Here is a 26,585-nt window from a genome sequence, read left to right as displayed (position 1 = left end):
GTTAGAGATGATTTGACGCAGTAACAAGCAAAAATTTTTCTATGGTAGAAGCATCAACCCCTTCCCTACGCGAACAACAACATTCCTTAATTCGTCAACTTGCTAACCGAATTGAGGCAATTTGGGAACAATATCTCGACCTTGAACCTTATCACCTTCCCGCAGAATTAGGCTATGTCGAAGGGCGACTGGAAGGGGAAAAACTGACTATTGAAAACCGTTGTTATCAAACGCCCCAATTTCGGAAGCTACACCTGGAATTGGCAAAAGTCGGTCAGAGTCTCGATATTCTCCATTGTGTGATGTTTCCTCGGGTTGACTACGCCTTACCCATGTTTGGGACAGACTTGGTGGGTGGACGAGGAAAAATTAGCGCCGCGATTGTTGATTTATCGCCGATTTACCCCAAACCCCATCTTCCGAGTGATTATCATCAGGCTTTATCTTCCTTACCGAATACTTTTTCTCAACCTCGTGATATTCCCGACTGGGGCGATATTTTCTCGGAATTTTGCTTATTTATTCGTCCGATGGATGAAACAGAAGAAGCAGCGTTTTTAAACCAAGTTGATGCTTATCTACGGGTTCACTGTCAGTATGCAACTGCTCAAAATCCTGTTTCACCGGAAGAACAAACTCAAATTCAATCTGCTCAAAAATATTATTGCACTCAACAGCAACAAAATGACAAAACTCGACGGGTTTTAGAAAAAGCGTTTGGGACAGAGTGGGCGGATTATTACATGACAACAGTATTATTTGACTTTGTAGAATCGTAGGTTTAATTGTTACCTAAAAGTTCATTAAAACTTATAGTTTTGATTGCGAACCCACAAACTCACCGGAACCGCTTTTCCTTGAGCATTGACTTTCACTTCCACAACAAAAGATTGGGGTTCATTTCGTTGAGCATCTGTAATATTTTGATTGACTTGCACCCGTTGATCTTCAGGCATATAATAGGTTTCTAAACCATATTCAATTCGCCAACCGTTAGATTCTCCTTTCAGTGCAATTTGATTGTTAGGTAAGTCTTTGGGTAAAGTTGAACTAATTTTAATCGGTTCCCAAGCTTGCGGACGAGGGGATTCAGTGGGTTGTAGAGTCGGTTGTTCTAAAATCACATAAATTGTTGTTCCCGATGGAAGATAATCTTGATTGTTGGAAAATTCTTCCCAACCGGGGAGAGTTTTTAGGTTTTCTAGAGTCGAAATATCATAATTCAACACCTGATAATAACCTCGTAAAAAATCATAAGGATCAACAGGTGCAGTTTGCAAAACAACGGTTTTTCCGGTAATATGAGTATACACCGCTTGAGCCGGAACTAAGCCAATGATAGCGAGTTGAAAACACAACGGAAGCAACAACCGCCAACTCGGAAGGCGTTTTTTTTGAACGAGAGATTGATTAATTAGAGATTCGGTTTCAGTCTCCAGATTTTCAGAAAAATTATTAGATAAAGTTTCTGTATTTTGACTCTCTGTATTTTTATGATTTGGTTCTTGCATTGAATTAATCCTCCAGATTTTGCTAAAAATAGACCCAGTTTAGCCGCTTGATATCGCGGTTTTAATCAAGAGCGGAAACTAAGTATGTTGACGAGATAAATGCCGTTCAAACCATAAACCCGCTAAGATAACACCCACACCACATAATACAAAGACAAGTGCTTTAAACAGTAATTCGGTATTGTATTCAAAAGTCCGACTCATAATTTGTAGCGTCAGTAAGATCATACCGCCCCAAAATGCTCCTCGGTTTCCTTCTCCTAATCCGATTCTAACTAAACCACCTGACAGTAAAAAGAGTAGAATATTGAAAACAAATACAAATAGGGTGACACTAATACTTTGATATCCAAAACCAACCAGTGCTGTCACTCCCAAAAATACAGCGATTGTACTGCTAACTGCATCCAGTCCCCAATGTTGATAGGAATGACGGGGTTTAGCTAAATAAAGCCATTGCCAAATCGTTAAACCGCCCAATAAAATCACATCAATGAGCAAATGAAACCCATTAATTGCTAAAGAGGAGTTAGAGCCATAATAGAATAAAGACATCCCAATTCCTCGAAAGGAAAAGAGATAAAATAAAACGGCTAAAAACCAAATCGCTAAATTGCGAGTATGAGGTCGAAACAGTCGGCTATCAATACCCGGAAAAAGACTATCATCATAACTCCATAATAACGCCGGGGGTAAAATCAATCCAATTGTCATCAATTCTGAGGAGAAATTGTAGTCTAAAAGTACCGCAATATTCATCTGTAAAGCGGGAATAAGCAGTAATACCGCCATGATAAAAATTGATCGGGACTGACACCAATAGGCCAGAGGAACAAACAAAATTGCACTGACTAACGCCATGTGTACTAGCAGAAATTCTAGCCCCGTTAATTCAGCCGGAACAAAAATATTACTGACTCCCGACCAATAGCCAATTCCCAGCAGTAAAATTGATAAAATACCAAGAGACACCAGACGTAGGCTGTAAGCCATCAATAAAACGCCCAATCCCCAAACCAAAAACAGTCCGTAGGGAGAACCGCCAATATGAAACATTTGCGCCATCAGGGAGATATTAGCCCCCAAACTGAGTGCGCCAAAAAGGAGTAATCCTTCTCCTAAATGTTTTGTTTTTCCCGTTTTAGGGTTAGCTTGCCAGAGATAAAATCCACTTGTATTCAGACCAATAAATAAACTGAGTAGCAAGATAATTTTGAGTTCTCTCGGCCACTCTTGCCAATTTGCTGCGACAAAAGTAATCACACCCAAACCCAACAGAATGCCACCTAAACCGATGAGAATCATCACAAAGCGGGAACTTGCAGCAGTATCAATACTGTTGAATTGATAACGATCAGAAATCTGTTGATAAGCGGAATCGTTGATTAATCCTTCTGCTTTCCAAAGTTGGGCTTCGTGGCGCAGTTGGCGACGAAATTTTTCGGAAGCCATCTTTTATTTATTCGCCTCTAAAAGACGATCATATCCCTAGTTACAGTTTCTAGTTTGTCATTAATGGCTAGTCTTTCACCACCGCCTTAGACACCTCTTAAACCTGCACAATTGAGGGAACCGCCACCCCACAACTCAGAAGTCAGAAATCACAAGTCAGAACTGTTGGCTGTTTACTGTCCTCGTAGTTGTCCCGAGGTATTATCATGTTGAATGTGCAACTGTTGACGACCATTACGAATCACTCGTAACATTTCACCAAGCTGCTGTTCAATATTTCCTAAAACGTGGTCAGCATACTCATCAGCACCATTTTGAATCTCTTTACACTCAGCTAAAGTTCGAGAGCGGATGTCATCGAGTTCTTGTTGAGCTTGATAGCGAATTTGTTCAACTTCTGCAATGGTCTGTTGCTGATGAGTTTCACACTCAACTTGAACTTGTTGTCGTAACTGTTCGGCTTCTGCTTGGGCTTGCTGAACAATTCCCATTTCATTTAAGAGTTGAGTCGCTCGGTGTTCAGCCGCTTCTAAAATTTCTTGGGCGTATTCTTCAGCTTCAGTGAGAATTTCGTCTTTGTGGCGAACAATAATATCAGCCTCTTGAAACGCACTCGGTAAATTCAAGCGGATTAGATCCAACTGATCGAGTAACTGTTCTTCATCAATTAAAGTTCGTCGAATCAGCGGCACCTGAAGACTATCCAGAATCATTTCTTCGAGTCGATTCAGTTCTCGTTGAATATCGATCCCAGGTACGCCACTGGGAGTGGTGTCTATTTCTGGGATCAGTGCGTTTTGTTCGGGTTCGATTTGGGGATTTGATTCCTGGCGTAGCATCTATAAATATCTTTTATATATATCTTGAGCAACGTGTTTTGGAACGAGATGATCGATAGAACCACTAAACTTAGCAATCTCTTTTACCACACTACTGGATAAAAAGCTATATTCATTTGAGGTTGCCAAGAAAACTGTCTCGATTTTATCAGAGAGGGTCTTATTCGTGTGAGCCATTTGCAGCTCCATTTCAAAATCAGACAAGACTCGCAGACCTCGAAGTAGAACCTGAGCATTCCGTTGTTTTGCATACTCTACCGTAAGACCCTTAAAACTGGCGACTTCTAAATTATGCAGATGTTGAACGGAGGTGTTAATTTGCTCGATGCGTTCCTCGACAGTAAACAAAGGAGTTTTGTTTGGATTTCGCAGAACAGCAACGATCACCAATTCAAAGAGCTTACAACCTCGTTCTATAATATCTAAGTGGCCTAAGGTAATCGGATCAAAGCTACCCGGGTAAATCGCAATCACGATTGAGCCATTGTAGGAGTTACTGACAAATTATAGGACGATTTGAAAACGCCAGAGATGATTGAGCAGAAATCCGATAACCGTAACGCTGAGGAGAAAGGCACAAATCGGTTGGGAGCCAATGGTATTCGACCCCAGAACTACTCAATATCCCATTAGGCACACCCAGAAGCCAGAGGGGGAGAGATGTATACGGCGACTGGCAGGAGTTAACCGTCAGCACTGAAGGGAGACTTCCCAGCTTTGAATTGACGCACAGAACCATCTGTATCAATCCCAGCCATTCGGAAACGGCGATCGAGATCGGCAGGTTCAGGTGAGACTTTTTCAGCTTCCTCCATCGTAATCCGCCCTTCGATAACTTTTTCAAAGATCGATTGGTTCAGGAGTTGCATACCTTCGTAGGAGTCTGACTCCATCAATTGGGTTGCACTTTCGTCATCTCCTTTGAGCAGATAATCGCGCATTGCCGGAGTATTAACCAAAATTTCATGTACCCCAGTCCGACGATTTTCCACAGTCGGAACCAGTAATTGAGCAACAACTGCCACTAAAGAATCACAAATTTGAATTCGCATGGCGGGCTGTTCATCAACATTAAACAGGTTTAATAAACGGTTAAGGCTATTAATTGCACTGCGAGTGTGCAGGGTTCCGAGAACCAAGTGACCCGTTTGTGCCGCTTGCAAAGCCGTGTTCACCGTTATCCGATCGCGCATTTCCCCAATTAGAATCACATCGGGGTCTTCCCGCAAAGCCGATCGTAAAGCTTTATTAAATTCTAGCGTATGCAGGCCGACTTCCCGTTGACTAATCAGACAGCGATGGGAAGGATGTACAAATTCAATCGGATCTTCAATGGTAATGACGTGCTTTTTGGCGGTTTCATTGAGATAACGAATCATCGCCGCCAGCGTTGTCGATTTACCTGAACCCGTTGGCCCTGTCACCAAAATCAATCCCTGTGGATTGGTAATAATCCTTTTGAGGACTTCGGGTAAACCCATTTCATCAATGGAGGGAACTTTCAAGCTAATTAACCGCAGTACCATCGCTCCGCCACTGAGGGAGTCAAAACAGTTAACCCGACAACGGACTAAACCGGGATAAAAAATCGCCGCATCGAGTTCCTTGTCGTGGGAAAACTGCTGTCGTTGATTGGGACTGAGAATCTCAATCAGGTACTGTTCAAAAATCTCTGGTGTAACCTTGACCTGATCCTTGGCTCTGACCATCTCACCTTGAATCCGAAAGCGAGGAGTATGTCCAACGCGAATATGAATATCAGAGGCTTTGAGATGATACGCATCCTTGACCATTTGTTTAATCGTGGTCTTGGCGTGAGAGCTTTTGGGATTGGAGTCTTGAGATTTGGGAGGAGGGGGGACCTTTGGCAAAGGAGGGTTCGACGACTGAGGGATAGCAGCATTTGTCATAGGTTGAATTCTCCTGGAAGCGCGAACTCAGTTGATTTTTATTCAGGTCAATTAACAGTAATTATAGAAAATCTGATGACTTCCTGTAGACTTTTTAAAAGTTTTGTAATCAAATTTTGAGATCAGACTGGAGCAGATCCCTTCTATACTTTGCTGAAAATCTTCCTGTTAATTTATCATAACTGAGAACTTCTAAGCGGATAAAATTACAGATATTCTCGCCCAACGGGAACACAAACCAGCAGTATTTGCTATGAAAATTAATCGAAAAATCAGCTATTGGCTCGAAACCCATTGGATCGCGCCAGCGTATGCGGGAGGATTACTCACTTTTTTATCGCTCTTTTTCTTTGGAGCAGCGACAAATACGATGACGGGTTGGTTGTATGTGATCAGTGGGATCAGTTTTGCTTTATTAACAATTGCGGCAGTATTACCGGGGCGATCGCTAAAATCCCTAGATGTTCACCGTCGTTCCCTTGAACCTGTTAGCGTGGGAAGTCAACTCACGGTCGAACTAGAAATTTACAATCGCTCTAATCAACCGAAAACTCTTTTACAAGTATACGATCAACTCCCCTCAATTTTAGGAAAATCCGCAACAGCTATCGAAACCCTGGCTCCTAGCAGCACTTATCATTGGGTGTATTATCTGCCGACTGAACGACGAGGGGTTTATCATTGGGATCAGGTTCAGCTTCGGACAGCGGCTCCTTTGGGTTTATTTTGGTGTCGTCGTTCCCAAAAGGCCAAAGCAACCGCGATTGTCTATCCGACTATTTTACCCTTGACAACCTGCCCGTTAGTGGATCAAATGGGATGGGAACAAAATCAACAAGTTCTCGATCGCAGTCAGTTTCAGATGGCAACCGAAGGGGTCACTCGTACCCTTCGACCCTACCGTTATGGTGATCCCACTCGTTTAATTCATTGGCGCTCAAGTGCGCGTTATAATCAACTGCGAGTTCGGGAGTTAGAAGTCGCCACCGGAGGCCAAGAAATTATCATTGGTCTTGATAGTAGCTATTCTTGGCAAAGTGAGCATTTTGAACAGGCTGTAATTGCCGCCGGATCTCTATATTTTTATGCTTCGCGATCGCAACTCAATGTACGATTATGGACGGCAAAAACAGGCTCAGTTCAGGGAAATCGAGTCGTATTATCAACACTCGCTGCGGTGATGGCGACAGAAGAAGCAAGGGGTGAAAATTTACCCAATACTCCCCTAATTTGGCTGACTCAAAATTCCCAGAGTATTACATCACTTCCCGAGGGAAGTCGTTGGGTTTTGTGGTCAGATGAAGATCATTTTAACTCTACAAAAACTGCTCAATTTTCCGAACAAGGTTTACAAATTTTCCCGGAGCAACCCCTACAACTTCAACTTCAGTCTGCATTGAAATAAGATGCCAAAATAAGTTGCTGTGTTCAGGAGTTCAGCAGAATTGGGGCAACTGATCACTGATCACTTTTGATTATAATGATCCCATCGTGCGTTACAATCTAAAAAAATATGCGAGATGTTAAGCTCTGATACCATGACAACTGAGACTAACGGAAATTTATCAACTGACAAAAGCTTGAAAGCGATGAAAAAATTCGCTGAACAGTATGCCAAGCGGACAGGAACCTATTTTTGTTCTGATCCTTCAGTCACCGCAGTCGTGATCGAAGGACTCGCTAAACATAAAGATGACTTAGGGGCGCCTCTTTGTCCTTGTCGCCACTATGAAGATAAGGAAGCTGAAGTTAAAAATACTTTCTGGAACTGTCCTTGTATTCCGATGCGGGAACGCAAAGAATGTCATTGTATGTTATTTTTAACTCCGGATAATGATTTTGCAGGTGAGGAACAAGATATTACCCCTGAAGATCTCGAAGCGGCTCGTCAAAGCATGGCATAATAACATCAAATAATAAACCTCATTTTAATTTTTTGAGAGATTAGATGATTGTTTGAGCGGGTTCGCTCTATTTTAAATTAGGGCAACCCAATTTTTACTTAAAATTATCGGTAAATCTATCATTTTTTAAACAAAGATTATGCGTGAGGAAATTCCGTCAGAATTTTGGCAAGGTATTGAACAGTTTAACCAACAAGAATATTATGCTTGTCACGATACCTTAGAGGCGTTGTGGATGGAAGCGATGGAACCGACTAAAAAGTTCTATCAAGGCATCTTACAAATTGCCGTAGGACTCTATCATTTGAGCAATCATAACTGGCAAGGTACTGTAACTTCGATGGGTGAAGGAATGCGTCGGTTAGATTATTTTAAACCTGATTATTTTGAGATTAATGTTGAACAGTTAATTCATCAAACCAAAAATTTATTATTAGCATTGCAAGCAGCAGGGCCAGACAAAGTTGCTGATTTTATTTTTGCTGAGAATGGGGGTAAAAATTCCCTCGAAATTACTCCTCCCAAAATCTTGAAGATTGAGAGCTAGTTTGAGCTAATAAATTTAACAAAAAATTAGAGATGAGTTCAAAATCAAAGGCGAGTTCAATTGCTATAATTTTAATTAATCTCTGAAAAATTAAAAACATATGACACTCATTGGTCGAACACTTTTGAGCCGTTATCAAGTTACTCAACAAATTGGAACAGGAGGATTTGGAGATACTTATTTAGCTGTTGATCTCGCTTTACCTGGTCAACCTCAATGTGTCGTTAAACATCTTTCTCCAAAAGATACCAGTCCCCAAGTCCTGACGGTGGCTCAACGATTATTTGATCAAGAAGCACAACTCTTACATCGCTTGGGAGAACATTCTCAAATTCCTCGGCTTTATGCTCATTTTAACGATCAAGGAGAATTTTACTTCGTTCAAGAATTGATCGAGGGAAAAGATCTCAGCCACGAACTCCAACCCGGACAACAATGGAGTGAAGAAAAAACCGTTAAATTGTTGTCTGACATTTTAGAAGTTTTAGTCGTTGTTCATCAAGAAAATGTGATTCATCGCGATCTCAAACCGACCAATATTATGCGGCGAAACTCCGATGAGAAAATCATATTAATTGACTTTGGAGCCGTTAAAGAAATTCAAGGAATAGAAGTTAACGCTCAAGGACAAACTCACCTCACCGTGAGTATTGGTTCACCGGGATATATGCCCAGCGAACAAGCCCAAGGACGCCCCAAATTCGCCAGCGATATTTATGCAGTGGGAATCATCGGAATTCAAGCTCTCACTGGGTTAAAACCCTCTCAATTTCCCCGCGATCAAAAAACTGATGAAATCCTCTGGAGAAATCACGCTAATGTCAGTGATGAACTCGCGGAAATCCTCAATAAAATGGTACAAGAACGGTTAAGTGATCGCTATTCTAATGCGTCTGAAGCCTTAACTTCACTAACTTCTTTACTGACTCAATCTAATAATTTTTCAACAGCGAATACTCACAGGTTAACGACCGTTAATATAAGTCAGTCTGCGGCAACTACACCCATTTCTACCCCTCCTTTTCGACAATCTGTAACTCAATCAATCAAAAGCTCTTTAGGCGGAATAATCACCGTCATCTTTTTTGTGGGTGGAGTTTATATCACGCTAGAAAATCTGAGATCACCTTCAAATTCACTGAAAACAGATTACACCGAACTGCAAAACTTACTGAGTCAAAAACAATGGAAAGAAGCAGATATAGAAACAGAAAAAGTTATGCTAAAAATTGCTAACCGAGAGGCAGAAGGATGGATTGATGCCAATGCAATTGAAAGTTTATCCTGTGCTGATTTACGTGAACTTGATCAAGTTTGGATGAAATATTCAGAGGGAAAATTTGGGTTAAGTATTCAAAAAGAAATTTACCTAGAAACTGGAAATCCTCTGGGGAAATTTCAAGAGTCAAGTTATCATAAATTTGGCGATCGCATTGGTTGGCGAAAAAATGGCGATTGGTTAGAATATTCTGACTTAACCTTTGATGAAAATGCACTTAGGGGTCAGTTTCCCACCTGCAAAAATGCGGCTCAAAAATTCTCGGGATGTCGTTGGCCGTTATACTGGTTATTTGCTCGGGCAGAAACCTGTCAACTGTGATCATTGAAAACTTGAGAGTGTATCAAACAGAAGATTCGCGATCACCAAAAAAAGATCAGTGTAATTTAATTTGCCCTACACATTCACAAAATTCCGGAAAAGGGGGGACAAAGAGCTGATATAGTATTCAAAATGTCTTAGTGTGAGAAATTATATGAGTAAAACACGGGTAGGATTGTTATTTGGTGGACGTTCAGGTGAACATGAAGTCAGCATTCGTTCGGCACAAGCGATCGCTAAAGCCTTAAAAAGCGATCAAAATGCTAGCAAGTATGAACTGCTACCCGTTTATATCGGCAAGGATGGAGTTTGGCAAAAAGGTGAAATTGCTCAACAAATTATCGCTTCGGGTGAACCTCTTTATCTGACAGATGAAAAGACAACATCAACAGATTTAGTTCCCAGTCCTTCGCTACTTCCTGATCCTACAAATTTTGCAGAAATTGAGGTTTGGTTTCCGATTTTACACGGCCCCAACGGAGAAGATGGTACCATTCAAGGATTACTCACCTTAATGCAAGTTCCGTTTGTAGGATCGGGTGTTTTGGGTTCAGCAGTTGGCATGGATAAAATTGCCATGAAAATGATTTTTTCTCAAGCTGGACTGTCGCAAGTCAAGTATAAAATGGTCACGCGATCGCAAATTTGGTCTAATCCTTGTGTGTTTCCCAAATTATGTGATGAATTAGAACTAGAATTAGGATATCCTTGTTTTGTAAAACCTGCGAATTTGGGTTCATCGGTGGGAATTTCTAAAGTGCGATCGCGTGCGGAATTAGAAACGGCTCTTGATAATGCGGCCAGTTACGATCGGCGGATTATTGTTGAAGCCGGAGTCGAAGCCAGAGAACTAGAATGTGCAGTTTTAGGCAATGACACGCCCCAAGCTTCAACGGTGGGAGAAATTACTTTTGCCAGTGATTTTTATGATTATGAAACTAAATATACGGCAGGTCAAGCCGATTTATTCATCCCTGCAAAGGTGAGTGATAATATTGCCAATCAAGTCAAAGAAATGGCTGTTAAAGCCTTTTTAGCCGTGGATGCGGCAGGTTTAGCCCGAGTGGATTTCTTTTATGTAGAGAAAACAGGCGAGGTTTTGATCAATGAAATTAATACACTTCCTGGTTTTACCGCAACCAGTATGTACCCTCAACTTTGGGCAGCGAGTGGAATTTCTTTTTCAGAATTGGTTGATCGCTTAGTTCAACTGGCCCTTGAACGACAAGTTGAAGTTCCCCCTGTGTAACAGTTTGTATCGGTTCTATAGGTTGGCTGATCGGAGATTGACGTGCTAATTTGGAAAGTATCCCCTCAGCCAATAAGCCCTATGAGCGATAGTCATTTATCAGAAGGTCGTGCAGAGTTCGGTGGTGCGGATGTTATTGGTTTTCTCAATGATTGTACCGACCAAGTTTTTGCCTCTGTTCTCGATCCCCATAGCGATTTATTCGAGTCTAATGCCAGTATTCTCGGTGAATCTCACGCACAACTGAGGACGATTATTGAGACGGTTCAACCCCAACAACAAGAACTGACATCATCACTAGCGGCGGGTTTAGATTTTCTACTCGGTCGTGAAGACTATGCAAATGACCAAATTGATTTAGCCCTAAATCATTATCAACATAGTTTAGGATTCTGGCCAGCTGCCTTAACTTCTTTTAATCAAAACTTATTTGCTGATCCGGAGATTATTCCGGCTTCTAATTCTTTAGAACGTTTAGGGGCTATTTTGTTTCATATTGGATTGAGTTATACTCGGAAATCGCAGCTTGATTCTTCCAATCAACAGAGTCACTATCGAGAAGCAAAAATCTATTTTAAACGCTGTTTAGAGATTTTAGAACGGGCAGGACGTCAGGATTTAGTTGCAAAATTCACCCCAAAATTATGTCTTGTTCTCCAACAATTGCAAGCTTGGGAAGAACTACAAATCTTGGCTCAAAAATCTCTGGATTTACATATTTCTTATGGTTCACACCATGATATCGCTCAAGATTATGGCTTTTTAGCTGAGGCGGCGATGCACCAATCTCAATGGTCACACGCCAATCAACTAGCTGAATTGGCTTTAGAAATTCAGAATCAATCTTTGCGCGATCCGCTTCATACCTTATCTGATGAAAATCCTTATTTATTGTTATTAGCAGAGTCTAAACATGAATTAAAGGTTTGGCAAGCGACGGTAAATCGTTTAGAAGATGCTTTAAATGAAACTAATCCTTCTGAGGAAACTAAAACTTATTTACAAATTTTAAAGGCTCTCCATCAACTTTATTTTGAACAAGATTATTATGGCAGTGCAACTCATCTCAAAGAGAAAAAACTACAAGTAGAATATCAATTTGGATTTCGGTCTTTTGTGGGGGTACGTCCGCTAAAACAGCAGCTACAACCTCAAGAAGTTACCGGAAAAATAGCACCTGAGATGCTCGCTTCGGGTCGATTAAATGAGATTAATGAGTTGGTTGAACGAATCGAAAGTCCCGAGCATAAATTGATTGTTTTGCATGGAGAATCTGGAGTTGGAAAAAGTTCTTTGATTAATGGGGGGATTGTTCCTAGTCTACTACAAAAACAAGCAACAAATCCCCAAGTTTCAATTCCAATTGCGTTGAGGATTTATACAGATTGGCTACGAGAACCTAATTCCGACACCTGGAATTTGGAAACTGTTTTAAACCGTTTAAGAAAAAATAGTGAAAATCATTTATCGACGGTGTTGATCTTTGATCAATTTGAAGAATTTTTTCTCGTCTGTACAGAACCCAATCAACGCTTACCTTTTTATCAATTTTTGCGAGACTGTTTAGCTTTAGAATCTATCAGTGTTATCCTTTCAATGCGAACTGATTTCTTGCATTATTTATTAGAATGCGATCGCACCACTTGTTTAGAAGCGGTGATTGGCTATGAAGTTCTTTCTAAACAGGTTATTTATGAATTGAGAAACTTTTCAGTGGATCAAGCGAAAGCTTTTATTAAATACCAAACTCAACACAAATCTTCTCAATTTGAGGAGGAGTTAATCAATCAATGGGTACAAGATTTAGGGACTCGCTTAGAAGAAATTAGTCCAATTGAATTACAGATTACAGGTTCACAACTCGAAAATGATGGGATTACAACCTTAGAACAATATCAACAATTTTGTGATCATCCTCGACTGAATCTTGTCGCCCGATTTTTAGATGAGGCTTTAACAGATTGTGGGTTCAAAAATGAACGAGTGGCTGTGCTGATTCTTTATTCACTTACTCAGGATAATGGAACTCGTCCTCTCAAAACTCGTGCTGAATTAATCGCAGATTTGGATACAGCATCCTCTGAAAAAATAGATATGGTTTTAGAAGTCTTTGTGGAAAATGGATTAGTATTTTTGCTTCCCGATATTCCCGAAGATCGCTATCAACTTTCTCACGATTATTTGGTGAATTTGATTCGTCTACAAAAGGGTGAACGTTTAATTGCAGAATTAGAACTTGAACGAAATAAAGCCCAACGTAAATTAATCCAGGAAAAGCCTGATAGTTTTGTTGAACGGGCGATTGGATCAATGTTACGTTGGATACGAGTCGATTAAAGCTATAGCGCTAGGGAACAGGGAACAGCGCTTGCCTTGCGGCGGGCGCGGTTTCCGGCGAGACTTAGTTTGCAATCTTAGGGAACAGGGAACAGGGAACAGGGAACAGCGCAAAGTGCGGTGAGTCTAGTGCGGTCTTGCGGTCAGACCCCGGCGAGGTTTCCTCGCAATCACGAACGCGCACCAAGAGAGGGAACAGTAGACTGGCTCGGGGTTTTAGGATTTAGAAATGACAATCATGTATTCGCGTAGTGCTATAGAAATCCCAATTTAGAAGTCAATTTAATGATGCAATGGACTGACTTTCTTCATGGGTTTGCATTCGACATAACTGCACAGCGATTTGATGCTTACAAGTGGTATGGCGATACTGCGAATCTGCACAACTGCATCCGGTTTTATTCACTTGAGAAATGGTCTGATGAATCGGATTCCAAACCACAATATCATGTTCTGTGAATTTCACCGATAATGGTTCAATAGCGACACGATTGTAACGCGATAAAAAGGCTTTTGCTTCAGAAATATTCAGCCAAAATTGACCTTGATTTGTCTTGAACTGAAGACCAGAAGCCTTGATTTCCCACGCTTGAAGTTGAGTAATATTAGAAGATCGAATTTGTAGCCAACATTGCCAAATTTTGGTAAACTGAGTTTTAGATAACAGTGTTGAACAGCGTCCTTTGGGAGTTTTATAAATGATTTGGGGAATGTTTCCGACTCCAACGGTTTGAATCCGTTCAACTTGAATATTCGCTGAAACTAAGGCGGGAATTTGGGGAGTTTGTATTGTGATCTCTAAAGAATTCTTTACACTTCCCACGAAATTTGAACGGCAGGGGTGATCAATGGGGGATGTCATTGTGATATGATCCTGTTGTGATGAAACTTCAACCTCTTAGCACCCAATTATTGCGTTTAGAGAAAGGGTGCTTTTTACTTTTTCTACCTTCTATTTTAACAAAGGTTGAACAAAACGACAACACCTAGAATCCGATCAACAACTCAAACCAGACCAAGCGGTAAACTCACTCACCCACGCGGCTAAATTGGTTTGTTTGAGAATCTCAGTTTGGATTAAAATAAATCTTAAAGATAGAAAGCGTGAAATACCCGCAATACAGGCTGGTCTGATTATGAGCAACGGAACACTATTTGATAAGGTTTGGGACTTGCACAGGGTAGGAACTTTACCATCCGGTCAAACTCAACTCTTCATCGGTTTGCACCTGATCCACGAAGTCACGAGTCCTCAAGCTTTTGCGATGCTGCATGAACGAAATTTACAGGTATTGTATCCGGATCGCACGGTTGCAACTGTCGATCATATCGTTCCGACAGAAAACCAAGCCCGTCCCTTTGTGGATGTCTTGGCCGAGGAGATGATGCAATCGTTGGAAAAAAGCTGTAAAGACTACGGCATCCGCTTCTACAATATCGGTTCGGGTGATCAAGGGATTGTTCATGCGATCGCCCCAGAACAAGGTCTAACACAGCCAGGAATGACGATCGCTTGTGGGGACTCGCACACCTCGACTCACGGCGCGTTTGGGGCGATAGCGTTTGGGATTGGGACTTCACAAGTGCGGGATGTCTTGGCTTCCCAAACCTTAGCGCTGTCTAAATTAAAAGTTCGTCGCATCGAAGTCAATGGCGAATTGCGTCCCGGTGTTTACGCCAAAGATGTGATTCTGCATATTATCCGTAAATTAGGCGTGAAAGGCGGTGTCGGTTACGCCTATGAATTTGCGGGGAGTACCTTAGCGGCGATGTCGATGGAAGAACGGATGACCGTTTGTAATATGTCGATTGAAGGCGGCGCCCGGTGTGGCTATGTTAACCCGGATCAGGTGACGTTTGACTATCTCCAGGGCCGAGATTTTGCACCCATTGGGGAAAATTGGGATAAAGCCGTGAGTTGGTGGCAGAGTCTTCACAGTGATGCCGATGCGGTTTATGATGATGTGGTAATTTTTGATGCGGCTGAGATTTCTCCGACCGTGACTTGGGGAATTACGCCCGGTCAAGGAATAGCTGTCGATGAGACGATTCCCAGTTTAGACAGTTTTGAGATCAGCGATCGCGATGTCGCAACTGAAGCTTACCGTTATATGGAGTTTTCGCCGGGTACACCCATTAAAGGCACAAAAGTGGATGTTTGTTTTATTGGCAGTTGTACCAATGGACGGTTAAGTGATTTGCGGGAAGCGGCGAAATTTGCCCAAGGACGTCATGTGGCAAATGGGGTGAAAGCCTTTGTGGTTCCGGCTTCTGAACGCATTAAGAAAGAAGCAGAAGCCGAAGGACTTGATAAAATCTTTCAAGCTGCGGGGTTTGAGTGGCGAGAGGCGGGATGTTCGATGTGTTTGGCGATGAATCCCGATAAGCTGCAAGGAAATCAAATTAGTGCGTCTTCGTCGAATCGGAATTTTAAAGGGCGTCAGGGTTCGTCTACGGGGCGAACGTTGTTGATGAGTCCGGCGATGGTGGTGGCGGCGGCTGTTAGTGGTAAAGTCAGCGATGTGCGAGAGTTGTTGTAACCGATGATGATTGCGATCGCAATTAGTCCGCAGGTTGGGGATGAGGGGGATGTGATCGGGGTTGATTGTTCTCCCGTGATGTTGGGTCAAGCCCGAGAAAAAATTGCGATCGCCAGCTTGAATAATATTCAATTGATCGAAGCTGATGTAGAAAAGACAAATTGAGACGTTAGCCACAGCAGATGGAGTTTGGCTAGATATTACCATGTTTTTTGCGATCGCTCACAAATAATTGACAGGAATTTACAGGAGAAAAAAATGAGTCAAATTCAAACCATTTCAGGACGGGGAATTCCTTTAGTTGGAAGTGATATTGATACGGATCGAATTATTCCAGCCCGGTTTTTACGCTGTGTCACGTTTGACGGGTTAGGGGAACAGGTGTTTGCAGACGATCGCCAACAAACTCAAGGAAATCATCCGTTTGATTTACCCCAATATCAAGGGGCGAATATTTTGGTAGTCAATGGTAATTTTGGTTGTGGTTCATCGAGGGAACACGCACCTCAAGCTTTAGCAAAATGGGGAATTCAAGCGATTATTGGTGAAAGTTTTGCAGAGATTTTCTTCGGAAATTGTGTGGCGATTGGAGTGCCTTGTTTGACTGCAACACCGGAACAAGTTCAACAGCTACAACAAGCCCTGCAAGAATCTCCTCAACTCTCGATGCAGGTGAATTTAGAAGAACAACAGGTCAAATGTGGGGATTTAACTCTGGAAGTGAATATGAATACCGGATCACGACAAATGTTCTTGAGTGGAACTTGGGATAGTTGTGGTCAATTGTTAGCAAATGTGAAGGATATTCAAACAACGGCTAGTCAACTTCCTTATATTGATTGGGCAAATTCAGCGACAGCAAGCTGATTCATTGTGGCGATCACATTTCCTGATATTACGGATTTGAAACGTACTTTTTCAACTCTATCCTCTGACGTTATGGCGATCGCCATGCACTCACTCCTCACTCCAAACCGGAATCACGATCTAGATTCCTCAAATTTCTAGCACTTTTCGCAATACCGCTTCATCTTTGGGTTTTGCCGAAAAACGACCTTTCTCCAAGTCCCGAATCCAGCTTTGACTTTTTCCGGCCATTTCTGCTAATAGTCTTTGACTGATTCCCTGGCGTTTTCGGGCGTTGGCAATTTGGTGGGCCGATAAACCAATTTTGGTGGAAGATTGGGTTTTACGAGAGATGCGTTTTGTTTTTTTCTTGTCGAGTTTGGCAAGTTGTTGTTCCCAATCGGGGGGAAGATTAAACCAAGAAATTCGGGCTTTCATCAAGCGATTCCATTTTCCTCGGGGACTAGAATCGGTTAAGCGTTGATCTTGACCCCCATCGTTAATCCAAAAATCGAGGGCTTCTTCGGCATCATCAGGTAAGTCCGCGAGTTTTGCCCACAGGGGTTGAATTTCCGGGACATAGGTGGCGGGGTCGAATACGGCTTTGATGCCATAGTGGTTGAGAACTTCGAGATCGCTTTCAAAGGTGCGAATCAGGCGTTTGCGATGTTCACTATGAAGGCCGGCTAGAGAAATCTTTTCCTCTCCATAGGCGACTCGCATCAGGGTGGGAATGGTGATGCACTGTTTCCGTCCCATTTTGGCTTTGAACAACAACCACAGCATCATCCGGGCGGCGCCGGTGTGTTGTTGCCAGATACTCATTACGGTATTGAGTAGGAATTTGGGCAATGTACCGTATTGATAAAAAGCAGTTCGTTTGCGGTAGTCGTTTTTGTTTAGGAAATATTGCGCCCAAGCCCCGGCTTTGAAGGTGAAGGTTAAACCCGTGAGATATTTGTTGCCTTCAGTATCTTGTTGAAAGTGATGTTTGATGTCAAGGAGATGCCAGAGGCGATCTTCACCGACGGAGAACCCTCTGACTTTGCCTTGTTGGGGCCAGTCAATGGTTGTCAGTAGTTGACAGGGTTGTTGGGCGAGGGCTTTGATTAGGGTTAATTTTGTGGATTTACTGAGATCTTTGCGTTTGTCGAGTCCGAGATATTGTTCGATTTGGCGATCGTTAATCACAAATTCTTGTTCCCAAGGGCGATCTAGGGTGGTGGCATAAGCAGCATAAATTAGATGCAAACAAGCGGCGCGAATATCAATCCCTTCGATTGCTGACAATGCAGCCTCATCTGCCAGTATCTTCGGAGTCTCAGAGTCCATTTCATTGGTGAGTCGGAAGACGATTGATCCTGCCCCTTGTTTGACGGTTCGTTCATAGTAGGGTTGACCTTGATCATTGAGTTCCCAGGGGATTAAAGAGGCGCTAGTGAGTAGGTTACAGGCTTCCCAAACCACCATTGACGACGCAAAAGGATTATTTTTGGCGTTCAGAAAAATATCAGGACTGGTTGGCATCCGGACAGTGGCTTTATACCGTCCTTTTTTGGGTTGTGAGGGAACAGGACAACTAATCGGACATTGAACCACGCATTGGGGTTCGCTATAGTAGCCTTCGCAGTGGTTACAAAGGGCCGGATCGATCCAGAGTTGTCCTTCGACTTCTTGAATGGCGCCGGTCGGACAATTCGGTTTACAGGTTCCACATCCAGAACAATTTTCAGGTATTGAATAGGGCATAGTTTAGAGGGATAAAAGACACTGAAACAACAATTTAAACTGGAAAGAGGAATTTATACCCCTAACCTTTGTGTTGAACTTTATTCGGAAAGAGCTGCTCTTGGATGAACTGAATACTAATATTGAATATCGGTAAGTGTTCAAAAAGTGATGAGTTCTTTTTTGAGGGATAGTTCGAGGTTTAGGCTAGAGGAAAACATATCCCGAATCTTGCATAAGTAGCATTCTAATATTGCATCTACCCTGTTTTAAGCAACTTGGACAAGAATTTAGAATCTAGATTAGAATAGGTAGTTAAAAGTAGTATTGCAATGTAATAAATACTCTAGACAGAGAAACTTTGAGTTGATTTGACTGCTACATATACAGAATTCACTCATTCGTTACTCTAACCCCTTTAACATTGTCTTAAGAAGATACTTAATCATTTGCTCATTATGAACACTTTATTAATTTTTTGGTTCTGTATAAACCTTTTCTCAAAAAATAAAGAGACAACAATACTTCACAAATTTTTGTATCTAAATGACGTTAGAAAATCTGACAGTAATGCTTTGTTAGAGAAAAATAAGTAATAATACTTCATCAATTTTGATGTTTAGATAGAATCGTCGGAAAGGTGAAGGAGTCAGGGTTATTTATCAGTATTTGTGTACTCTGACTCATTTCTTAAGTTTTAATTTATATTTTCAGATTCATGTCTTGATTGTCTCGGTTGATCCAAATCCGATCATCAAATCGTCAATTGAAGACAGAAGTGATCAAAAAATTTTTAACAACTTGAAAAACAATCTCATCGTCTTTAGATTTTTGCCGTATAATAAAATACTTATAAAATTGAGCTTATTTTACTCTAGTGGAATTTAAATAGAAGATTCCCCCGAACTGAGTCTCCGGGTTAAGCGATGAATTTCAACATGAGATTATTCTTGAGCAAAATATGAATACACCATTAGAAAGCATCTCCTGTTCTGCCGAGATTTTAATCATTGATGATACTCCAGAAAATTTACAACTCATGGTACAATTGTTAACGAGTGTCGGTTATCAAGTCCGAGCGTATATTAGTGGAAATATTGCACTTCAAGGAATCAAAAAAACACCTCCTGATTTGATTTTACTCGATGTGATGATGCCGGAAATCAGTGGCTATGAGGTGTGTCAAAAACTCAAGTCTGATCCGGAAACCCAAGATATTCCTGTGATTTTTATCAGTGCGATGAATACAGCAATTGATAAAGTCAAAGCCTTTCAAGTGGGGGGAGTCGATTATATTACCAAGCCTTTTCATGTCGAAGAAGTTTTAGCCCGAGTTCAGATTCAGTTAGAAAATCGTTGTTTACGTCAAAGTCTTCAAGCAAAAAATCAGGAGTTATCTGAAGCATTATCACAAGTGCAAGAAACTCAAAAACATTTATTGCAATCGGAGAAAATGGCAGCACTGGGACAGTTACTTGCGAGTATAGCCCATGAAATTAATACTCCTTTAGGGGCAATCTTAGCCTCAAGTAATAATTCTCAAACCGCTTTATATGAATTTTTAGAGAAACTCCCTCAACTGGTTAATGAAACTTCCTTAGAACAAAAGCAACAATTTTTTACTTTATTAGATTGTTCACTGAAAGCAGAAAAACGCAAACTCAATAGTCGAGAAAAGCGTCAGTTTAAGCGAGAAATCGCCCTGAAACTCGAAGAACAAGGAATTGTTCAAGCCAGACGAATTGCAGATACTTTAATCGATTTAGAAATTTATGAAGGAATAGAAGTCTTTTTTCCACTATTTAAAAGTCTTGATGTCGATTGGATATTACAACAGGCTTATAATCTCATTTCCTTAAAAATAAATAGTCAAAATATTATTATGGCTGTCGAACGAGCGGCAAAAATTGTATTTGCACTTAAAAGCTATGCTCGTTATGATAATAGTGGTCAAAAACAGTTTGTTCAAGTCACAGAGGGTTTAGAAACAGTTTTAGAACTCTATCGCAATCAAATCTCCTCGGGAATTGAACTCATTCGAGATTATCAACCTAATACTCCCGTCTGGTGTTATCCTGATGAATTAAACCAGGTTTGGACAAATCTGATTCACAATGCGATTCATGCGATGCAGGGTAAGGGTGCTTTACAAATCAGTGTATCTGAACGTCAAAGTTATTTGGTGGTTGCAATTACAGACTCGGGACAAGGGATTCCTCCCCAAGTTCAGCCGAGAATCTTTGAACCCTTTTTCACTACAAAATCTGTTGGAGAAGGCAGTGGTTTAGGATTGGATATTGCTCGTAAAATCATTGAAAAACATGAGGGTAGAATTGAGTTTGAAAGCCAACCTGGACAGACCACATTTGAAGTTTGGTTGCCAATGGATAAAACCCCACCCTCTGCCGTCAGTCATTCGTTCATAGAGGAGGATAAAATCTCCCCCAAAACCAGTGAGATCAGCGATCATTCTAATTCGTAATCAAGTTAAAAGATTATTATTATGACAGAGAAAGCGATTGTATGCGTTGATGATGAGGCGATAATTTTAGAAAGTCTCAAAGAACAACTCAAAAGACGGTTTGGCAATCAATATCTGTATGAGATGGCTGAAAGTGTAGAAGAAGCTTGGGAAATTATTGAAGAACTTAAGGAAGAAGATATTGAGATTTTAATGATTATTTCGGATTGGTTAATGCCGGAAATAAAAGGAGATGAATTTTTAATTAAAGTGCATGAGAAATATCCTCAAATTGTGACCGTAATGCTAACAGGTCAAGCAGATGGTTTAGCTGTCAAACGCGCTCAAGATAGTGCAAACTTGTACTCTTGCTTGTATAAACCTTGGAGTGAAAAAGATTTGGTTGATATTATTTCCTCGGCTTTAAAATAATCTATGAGTAATCTAGCGATTTTATGTGTTGATGATCAATGGTCTATTTTAGTAAGTCTCAAAGCGTTACTTGAGAAATATCTTGGTGATCACTATGAGATTATTGCGGCTCAAAGTGGAGACGCTGCACTAGGAATTTTAGAGAATTATCAAGAAGAAAAACTGGAAATTGCTCTCTTGATTGTTGATCAAGTTATGCCAGGAATGACTGGAGATGAACTGCTAGTTAGGGTTCAGGCTCAATATCCGAAAATCCTCAAAATTATGCTCACCGGAATGACAGAAACCAATACTGTTATTCGAGTGATTAATCAAGCCAACTTATATCGTTATATTACTAAACCTTGGGATGAAACAGATTTAGTTTTAACGGTTAGAGAAGCTCTAAGATGTTATCTTCAAGAAAAAACATTAGCCTTACAAAATCAAGCCCTAAAACGCTTAAATGCGTCTTTAGAACAGAAAGTAACTGAACGAACTTTAGAATTAATTTCAGCGAATAAAAAACTCAAAAAAGAAGTTCAAGAACGTCAACAAGCCGAAGAAGAATTACAACTGCTCTTAGCCTTAAGCCAAGCCATTAGTTCGGCTCCAGATTTAGAAACTGCTTTAGAAATTGCATTACAGACGCTTTGTGAAACAACAAGCTGGATTTATGGAGAAGTTTGGATTCCAGCCAGCGATCAAACGGTTTTAGAATGCAGTCCGATTTGGTCTTATTATTGTCCTCAAGAAAATCCTCAAATTATTGCTGATTTGACATCCTTTCGCTCTCATTTAGAGGGAGTCACATTTCAACCGGGAGAAGGAATTGCAGGACGAGTTTGGCAATCGAAACAACCGGAATGGATTGATAATATTGAAGCTCAAAATAAACCGATTAATTTTTCTCCTGTTCGTCATCGGTCATTAAGTCAAAATCCAGCTAAAAACTACGGTTTAAAAGCTCATTTTAGCGTTCCAATTCTGGGAAACTCTAATTGGAAAACAGTCGAGGCGGCAACGGTTCCAGTCTTAGCAGTATTGGTTTTCTTTATGAGGAAGTATCGTCCTCAATATCAACGATTTGTTGAGTTAGTTTATGCAGCAAGTAATCAACTCGGAGCCATTCTTCAACAAAAGAAATCCGAAGTAGAAATGAAGGCATTATTTGCCGCTATGACAGAAGTTGTTATGGTTTTGGATGCTTCTGGAAAGGGGTTAAAGCTAGAACCAACTCATCAATCTTTTTGTACTCCCGAAGCAATAGTTGGACAAAAATTATCCGATTATTTTCCGGCTGACGAAGCAGAACGATTATTAGGATTTATTCAAACTGCTTTGAGAACAAAACAGACTGTTCAAGTGGAATATCATCTGACCATTAACGAACAGTTCGTCTGGTTTTTAGGAAGTATTTCACCGTTGACCCCAAACACAGTAATTTGGGTTTCTAGAGATATTAGTCAACGAAAAATTACAGAAGAAGCATTAAAAACCAATGAAGAAAAACTGCGTCATGTCGTTCATAACGTTAGTTCTGCAATTGTACAATGGGATCGATCAGGACGAATTTTATTTATTAATGAATATGGCTTGAAGTTTTTTGGTTATCAGGAAGCAGAAATTTTAGGACAATCGTTACTGGGAAACGTGATTCCTGAAATTGAGACATCAGGACGAGATTTGCGAACTTTAATCGATAATATTTGTCAGAATCCAGATCAATATATTGTTCACGAAAATGAGAATATTCGTAGCGATGGTAAACGAATTTGGGTGACTTGGATTAATCAACCGATTTTTGATAAAGATGGTAATTTAGTTGAAGTTTTATCTGTCGCCACAGACACAACAGAACGCCGACTCGCTGAAGAAGAACTCCGTATAGAACGAGAAAAATCTGAACGATTATTATTGAATATTTTACCCCAAAAAATTGTTGAAACACTCAAGCAAGAAAAACAGGGTTTAATTGCGGAAAAGTATGATGAAGTCAGTATTTTATTTGCAGATTTAGTTGATTTTACTGCTCTTTCTGAACGGTTGACACCCATTCAACTGGTTAAATTACTTAATGAAATTTTTTCCACGTTTGATCAATTAGCGGAAGGCTTAGACTTAGAAAAAATTAAAACGATTGGAGATGCTTACATGATGGCTGCGGGTTTACCTTTACCTCGCGAAGATCATGCAGAAACCATTGCAGATATGGCTCTTTCAATGCAATTGGTGGTCGATCATTTTCCTTTTGATTATGGTGAAACTCTACAAATTCGGATTGGAATTCATACCGGAACTGTCGTGGCTGGAGTGATTGGAACTCATAAGTTTATTTATGATTTGTGGGGAGATACCGTTAATATTGCATATCGCATGGAATCTTCAGGTAAACCGGGAAAAATTCAAGTAACAGCAGCAGTTTATGAACGACTTAAAAATGAATATATATTTGAAAAACGGGGAGAAATTCCCATCAAAGGAAAAGGAAAAATGATGACTTATTGGCTGATTGGTCGCCAGTAAATTTGACCTGAATTAACCCTAAAAATCAATTAACTGGATGCACTGGTATAAAATCGCAACGCAAACCGCCAAAACCCGGCAGAAAAACAGAATAATATTAAGGCTAAAATTCCTGAACCCATAACCCAAGTTGCTTCAGTTCGACCTAATAGCGTTTCTGCGGGAATTGTTGTTAAAAAAGCGACAGGAATAATAAAGGTAAAGAAAAATCGATAAACCGTAGGATAAGCCACCATTGGAAATCGACCCGCTTCTAATAACCCTCTCAATACTTCCGTGACATTATAGACTTTCACAAACCAAATACTCATCGACCCTAACATAAACCACAAACTGTATAAACTGATTATTCCAAACAAAAGCGGAATTAAACTCAACAAATAATCAGTTATTTCTAACTGTAATTGCTGACCTGCATAATAAATAACAAGACACCCAAAAACTAAATCAGGTAAACCCCAAGGAGAAACAGTACGGGTAGAAAGCCAAAACTGACTACTAATTGGTTTTAATAAGATAAAGTCAAGAGTTCCTTCTTGAACATGAGTGACAATACGATTCAAATTAGGAACTAAAAGCGTTGCAGAAAATCCTTGTAAAAGTGTAAAAATGCCTAAAACGACTAACGCTTCTTGCCAACTCCACCCTTCAAATTCATATCCAGTCCGATAAAATAAAAACAATCCAAAAATACTCCCAACTAAGCTTCCTAAACTACTTATTGTGGCTAAAAGAAAGTTCACTCTATACTCTAATTCAGCCGCTATTGCTGTTCTCCAAAAGAGTTGTAAAATTTGTAAGTAACGTTTCATTTTTTATGATTGATAGAATTATCTCTGCTGAAGTCGTCTTTGCATTCTACGACGACCTGGACGGCGATTTTGACGAATTCGGGAACGACGATTAAATCTCAGTTTAGCGCGAATGGCTTCGGCAATTTCAGTTAAACCCACATCTTCTAAAATATCACTGGCGACTAATTCTCCTGTTTCACAACCTCCTTCCATAAAGCCTTGATACTCTAAAGAAGTGTGTTCTCCTGCAAAAAATAAATTCCCCACTCGTTCCCCTTCAACGCCATAAAATCGGGTAAATTCTCCCGGTCGATAACACAAATATGACCCCAAGCTAAACGGACTTCCTGTCCAAAATGCACGGTTTGCTTGATTACGAATTGCCACGGAATTAATACCCGGAAATACCGCCTCAAATTGCGTCCGAAATAATTGGGCTTGGTCTTCAACCGTTCCCGCCCCCACTGCCACCCCTTGAGTTCCTCCGGTGTAGTTTGTAATCAAACCAATTGTACTCGAAGCATAACGACTATTGCTACTTTCCCAGGTATTTTGAAATCCTAAATCAGTGAAAACATTTCCTCTTGAATTAAAACGAGTTCGCCAGATTTTATCAGTATAGCCTGTAATTAATTTCGAGTTTGTTCCATAACCAACTGTATCAATTGCCTCTCGTTTGATTTCGGGTAACTCCACATCAATTTCAATAGTTCTAAGAACACTAAAAGGAATCGCTAAAACAACTCGTTCATAGGTGCGTTCAAAACTACTGATTCCTGAACGTAAACTGACTAAAAAACGACCGCTAGACTGTTCCCGAATGGACTCTAAAACTGTGCTTATCGTGATTGAACCTTCTAAAAGTTGGGCGAGTCTTTGGGTAATTTGTTCACTCCCGCCATCGAGATAAAAGCGTTTATCACGGTCTCCAAAAACTTCAAATGTTCCCGGTTCAGTGCCAATATAATAAATAAAGTTTAACGGCGATTGTTCTTCAGCATTTAAACCAAACTCAATCGTATAAGCAATTCTCAACAGTTGACGAATAATCGGAGTCGTGGGAATTTGATTCAAATATTGAGCTAAGGAAATATTATCAAGGGCGATAGTTGTTTCATCTTCGGTGGTATAATCTTCAAAGTTATCAATCGCTTCTAAATCCGCTTCAACTTGTGCAGCTACCGTCACAAAATCATTAATAATTTCTTCTAATGAAATTCGTCGTCCTTCAAAAAAATAAGTATCGGGAATTAATCCCGCATCAACGGCTAATAGATCAATTAAAGGTAAACCTAATTCTTCGGCTAAACTGCGAATACAAATATGATCAGTATTAATAAATTCTCCGCCTAATTCGGCAATTAAAGGGGTGCCTGCGGCTTTTTTGAGGGTGTTAATTCGTCCTCCTACCCGGTTTCTGGCTTCGATAATATCGACTGGAACTCCTGCCTGAGTTAACCGATAAGCGGCTGCTAATCCCGCAATTCCCGCCCCAACAATTAACACTGGAGAAATGCTAGACTGAGCATTCGCCCGATGTCGATATTGGCTAATTGTTGCAGTTGTGATTGCACTGGCGCTGGCGAGTCCAATTTGTAGCAAACGACGACGAGTTAAAAGTGCATGAGATTGGCGATTTTCATTGTGTATTTCTAATAGTTCATCAGTAGGGATTCCTGTTTTTCTTGAGGTTTGAGCGATACGATAAGCCTGACGCAAGACCCGCATTAACGCAGATTTAGGCATAGTATAATCTCACTTTTTAAGTTTTATTGATGAATTCGGATCTATTGTTATTCATTATCGTTAACATCAGTTAAAAATTTCACAAAAATATACATTAAGTTTTAGTTTGGCAAATTGTCTAATTATGATATGATCATTTTCTAGCATAAAAACAGAAAGTTTAACATTAAAACCTTAAGGAATT

The 26,585-nt window shown here is 40.5% G+C and carries 22 protein-coding genes; 13 read left to right on the top strand and 9 right to left on the bottom strand.

Going from position 1 to position 26,585, the window contains the following annotated elements; genetic code table 11:
• Positions 1 to 41 precede the first annotated feature (41 nt).
• Complete coding sequence (locus L8106_RS19015; RefSeq protein ID WP_009786033.1) at positions 42 to 779, top strand: phycocyanobilin:ferredoxin oxidoreductase; 738 nt, start codon at positions 42 to 44, stop codon at positions 777 to 779.
• A gap of 24 nt (positions 780 to 803) precedes the next feature.
• On the opposite strand, the gene L8106_RS19010 is transcribed toward L8106_RS19015, so the two are convergent.
• From L8106_RS19010 to L8106_RS18990, 5 genes are all read right to left on the bottom strand, one after another.
• Positions 804 to 1,511, bottom strand: coding sequence for a GDYXXLXY domain-containing protein (locus L8106_RS19010; protein ID WP_009786032.1), 708 nt, complete (start codon positions 1,509 to 1,511; stop codon positions 804 to 806).
• Between the two features lie 78 nt (positions 1,512 to 1,589).
• A complete protein-coding gene (locus tag L8106_RS19005; protein WP_009786031.1) occupies positions 1,590 to 2,963 on the bottom strand; it encodes a DUF2157 domain-containing protein in 1,374 nt (457 codons plus the stop codon).
• A gap of 173 nt (positions 2,964 to 3,136) precedes the next feature.
• Positions 3,137 to 3,802: a hypothetical protein gene (locus tag L8106_RS19000; RefSeq protein ID WP_009786030.1), complete on the bottom strand. Its 666-nt coding sequence runs from the start codon at positions 3,800 to 3,802 to the stop codon at positions 3,137 to 3,139.
• Positions 3,803 to 4,276, bottom strand: a complete 474-nt coding sequence (gene coaD / locus L8106_RS18995; protein WP_009786029.1) for a pantetheine-phosphate adenylyltransferase — start codon at positions 4,274 to 4,276, stop codon at positions 3,803 to 3,805.
• Positions 4,277 to 4,485: 209 nt separating this feature from the next.
• The gene (locus tag L8106_RS18990; RefSeq protein WP_009786028.1) at positions 4,486 to 5,712 is read right to left on the bottom strand and encodes a type IV pilus twitching motility protein PilT; all 1,227 of its coding nucleotides are present in this window, start codon (positions 5,710 to 5,712) and stop codon (positions 4,486 to 4,488) included.
• 253 nt (positions 5,713 to 5,965) lie between these two features.
• Here L8106_RS18990 and L8106_RS18985 point away from each other — a divergent pair, with 253 nt between their 5' ends.
• The 6 genes from L8106_RS18985 to L8106_RS18960 all read left to right on the top strand — a co-directional run bounded on the left by L8106_RS18985 (position 5,966) and on the right by L8106_RS18960 (position 13,349).
• Positions 5,966 to 7,117, top strand: coding sequence for a DUF58 domain-containing protein (locus L8106_RS18985; protein ID WP_009786027.1), 1,152 nt, complete (start codon positions 5,966 to 5,968; stop codon positions 7,115 to 7,117).
• Between the two features lie 133 nt (positions 7,118 to 7,250).
• Complete coding sequence (locus L8106_RS18980) at positions 7,251 to 7,616, top strand: ferredoxin thioredoxin reductase catalytic beta subunit (protein WP_023067235.1); 366 nt, start codon at positions 7,251 to 7,253, stop codon at positions 7,614 to 7,616.
• A gap of 139 nt (positions 7,617 to 7,755) precedes the next feature.
• Positions 7,756 to 8,163: a DUF309 domain-containing protein gene (locus L8106_RS18975; protein ID WP_009786025.1), complete on the top strand. Its 408-nt coding sequence runs from the start codon at positions 7,756 to 7,758 to the stop codon at positions 8,161 to 8,163.
• A 100-nt stretch (positions 8,164 to 8,263) separates the two neighbouring features.
• Positions 8,264 to 9,763 (top strand): serine/threonine-protein kinase, encoded by a 1,500-nt coding sequence (locus L8106_RS29800; protein ID WP_009786024.1) that lies wholly within the window; start codon positions 8,264 to 8,266, stop codon positions 9,761 to 9,763.
• Between the two features lie 154 nt (positions 9,764 to 9,917).
• The gene (locus L8106_RS18965) at positions 9,918 to 11,012 is read left to right on the top strand and encodes a D-alanine--D-alanine ligase family protein (RefSeq protein WP_009786023.1); all 1,095 of its coding nucleotides are present in this window, start codon (positions 9,918 to 9,920) and stop codon (positions 11,010 to 11,012) included.
• 81 nt (positions 11,013 to 11,093) lie between these two features.
• Positions 11,094 to 13,349 (top strand): ATP-binding protein, encoded by a 2,256-nt coding sequence (locus L8106_RS18960; RefSeq protein WP_009786022.1) that lies wholly within the window; start codon positions 11,094 to 11,096, stop codon positions 13,347 to 13,349.
• Between the two features lie 277 nt (positions 13,350 to 13,626).
• On the opposite strand, the gene L8106_RS18955 is transcribed toward L8106_RS18960, so the two are convergent.
• Complete coding sequence (locus tag L8106_RS18955) at positions 13,627 to 14,211, bottom strand: SWIM zinc finger family protein (protein WP_009786021.1); 585 nt, start codon at positions 14,209 to 14,211, stop codon at positions 13,627 to 13,629.
• Between the two features lie 274 nt (positions 14,212 to 14,485).
• Here L8106_RS18955 and leuC point away from each other — a divergent pair, with 274 nt between their 5' ends.
• From leuC to leuD, 3 genes are all read left to right on the top strand, one after another.
• On the top strand, positions 14,486 to 15,889 hold the full coding sequence (gene leuC / locus L8106_RS18950; protein ID WP_009786020.1) for a 3-isopropylmalate dehydratase large subunit: 1,404 nt from the start codon (positions 14,486 to 14,488) through the stop codon (positions 15,887 to 15,889).
• A 3-nt stretch (positions 15,890 to 15,892) separates the two neighbouring features.
• On the top strand, positions 15,893 to 16,054 hold the full coding sequence (locus L8106_RS32370) for a methyltransferase domain-containing protein (protein ID WP_009786019.1): 162 nt from the start codon (positions 15,893 to 15,895) through the stop codon (positions 16,052 to 16,054).
• Between the two features lie 93 nt (positions 16,055 to 16,147).
• A complete protein-coding gene (gene leuD / locus L8106_RS18945; protein WP_009786018.1) occupies positions 16,148 to 16,756 on the top strand; it encodes a 3-isopropylmalate dehydratase small subunit in 609 nt (202 codons plus the stop codon).
• 129 nt (positions 16,757 to 16,885) lie between these two features.
• On the opposite strand, the gene L8106_RS18940 is transcribed toward leuD, so the two are convergent.
• The gene (locus tag L8106_RS18940) at positions 16,886 to 18,484 is read right to left on the bottom strand and encodes a helix-turn-helix domain-containing protein (protein WP_009786017.1); all 1,599 of its coding nucleotides are present in this window, start codon (positions 18,482 to 18,484) and stop codon (positions 16,886 to 16,888) included.
• A gap of 940 nt (positions 18,485 to 19,424) precedes the next feature.
• Between L8106_RS18940 and L8106_RS18935 the strand changes: the two genes are divergently transcribed.
• Genes L8106_RS18935 through L8106_RS29795 form a run of 3 tightly spaced genes read left to right on the top strand, consistent with a single transcriptional unit; the run spans position 19,425 to position 23,861 of the window.
• Positions 19,425 to 20,945, top strand: coding sequence for a response regulator (locus L8106_RS18935; protein WP_009786016.1), 1,521 nt, complete (start codon positions 19,425 to 19,427; stop codon positions 20,943 to 20,945).
• Positions 20,946 to 20,966: 21 nt separating this feature from the next.
• Positions 20,967 to 21,356, top strand: a complete 390-nt coding sequence (locus L8106_RS18930) for a response regulator (RefSeq protein ID WP_009786015.1) — start codon at positions 20,967 to 20,969, stop codon at positions 21,354 to 21,356.
• Positions 21,357 to 21,359: 3 nt separating this feature from the next.
• Positions 21,360 to 23,861 (top strand): adenylate/guanylate cyclase domain-containing protein, encoded by a 2,502-nt coding sequence (locus L8106_RS29795; RefSeq protein ID WP_009786014.1) that lies wholly within the window; start codon positions 21,360 to 21,362, stop codon positions 23,859 to 23,861.
• A gap of 29 nt (positions 23,862 to 23,890) precedes the next feature.
• On the opposite strand, the gene L8106_RS18920 is transcribed toward L8106_RS29795, so the two are convergent.
• Both L8106_RS18920 and L8106_RS18915 read right to left on the bottom strand, forming a co-directional pair.
• Positions 23,891 to 24,673, bottom strand: coding sequence for an ABC transporter permease (locus L8106_RS18920; RefSeq protein ID WP_009786013.1), 783 nt, complete (start codon positions 24,671 to 24,673; stop codon positions 23,891 to 23,893).
• A gap of 18 nt (positions 24,674 to 24,691) precedes the next feature.
• On the bottom strand, positions 24,692 to 26,401 hold the full coding sequence (locus L8106_RS18915) for an NAD(P)/FAD-dependent oxidoreductase (RefSeq protein ID WP_009786012.1): 1,710 nt from the start codon (positions 26,399 to 26,401) through the stop codon (positions 24,692 to 24,694).
• Between the last annotated feature and the right edge of the window lie 184 nt (positions 26,402 to 26,585).

The sequence above is a fragment of the Lyngbya sp. PCC 8106 genome, from assembly GCF_000169095.1.
In the GTDB taxonomy this organism is placed as follows: Bacteria; Cyanobacteriota; Cyanobacteriia; order Cyanobacteriales; family Microcoleaceae; genus Capilliphycus.
The sequence above is the reverse complement of the archived record's forward strand: the minus strand, read 5'-3'. Positions and strand labels throughout refer to the sequence as shown.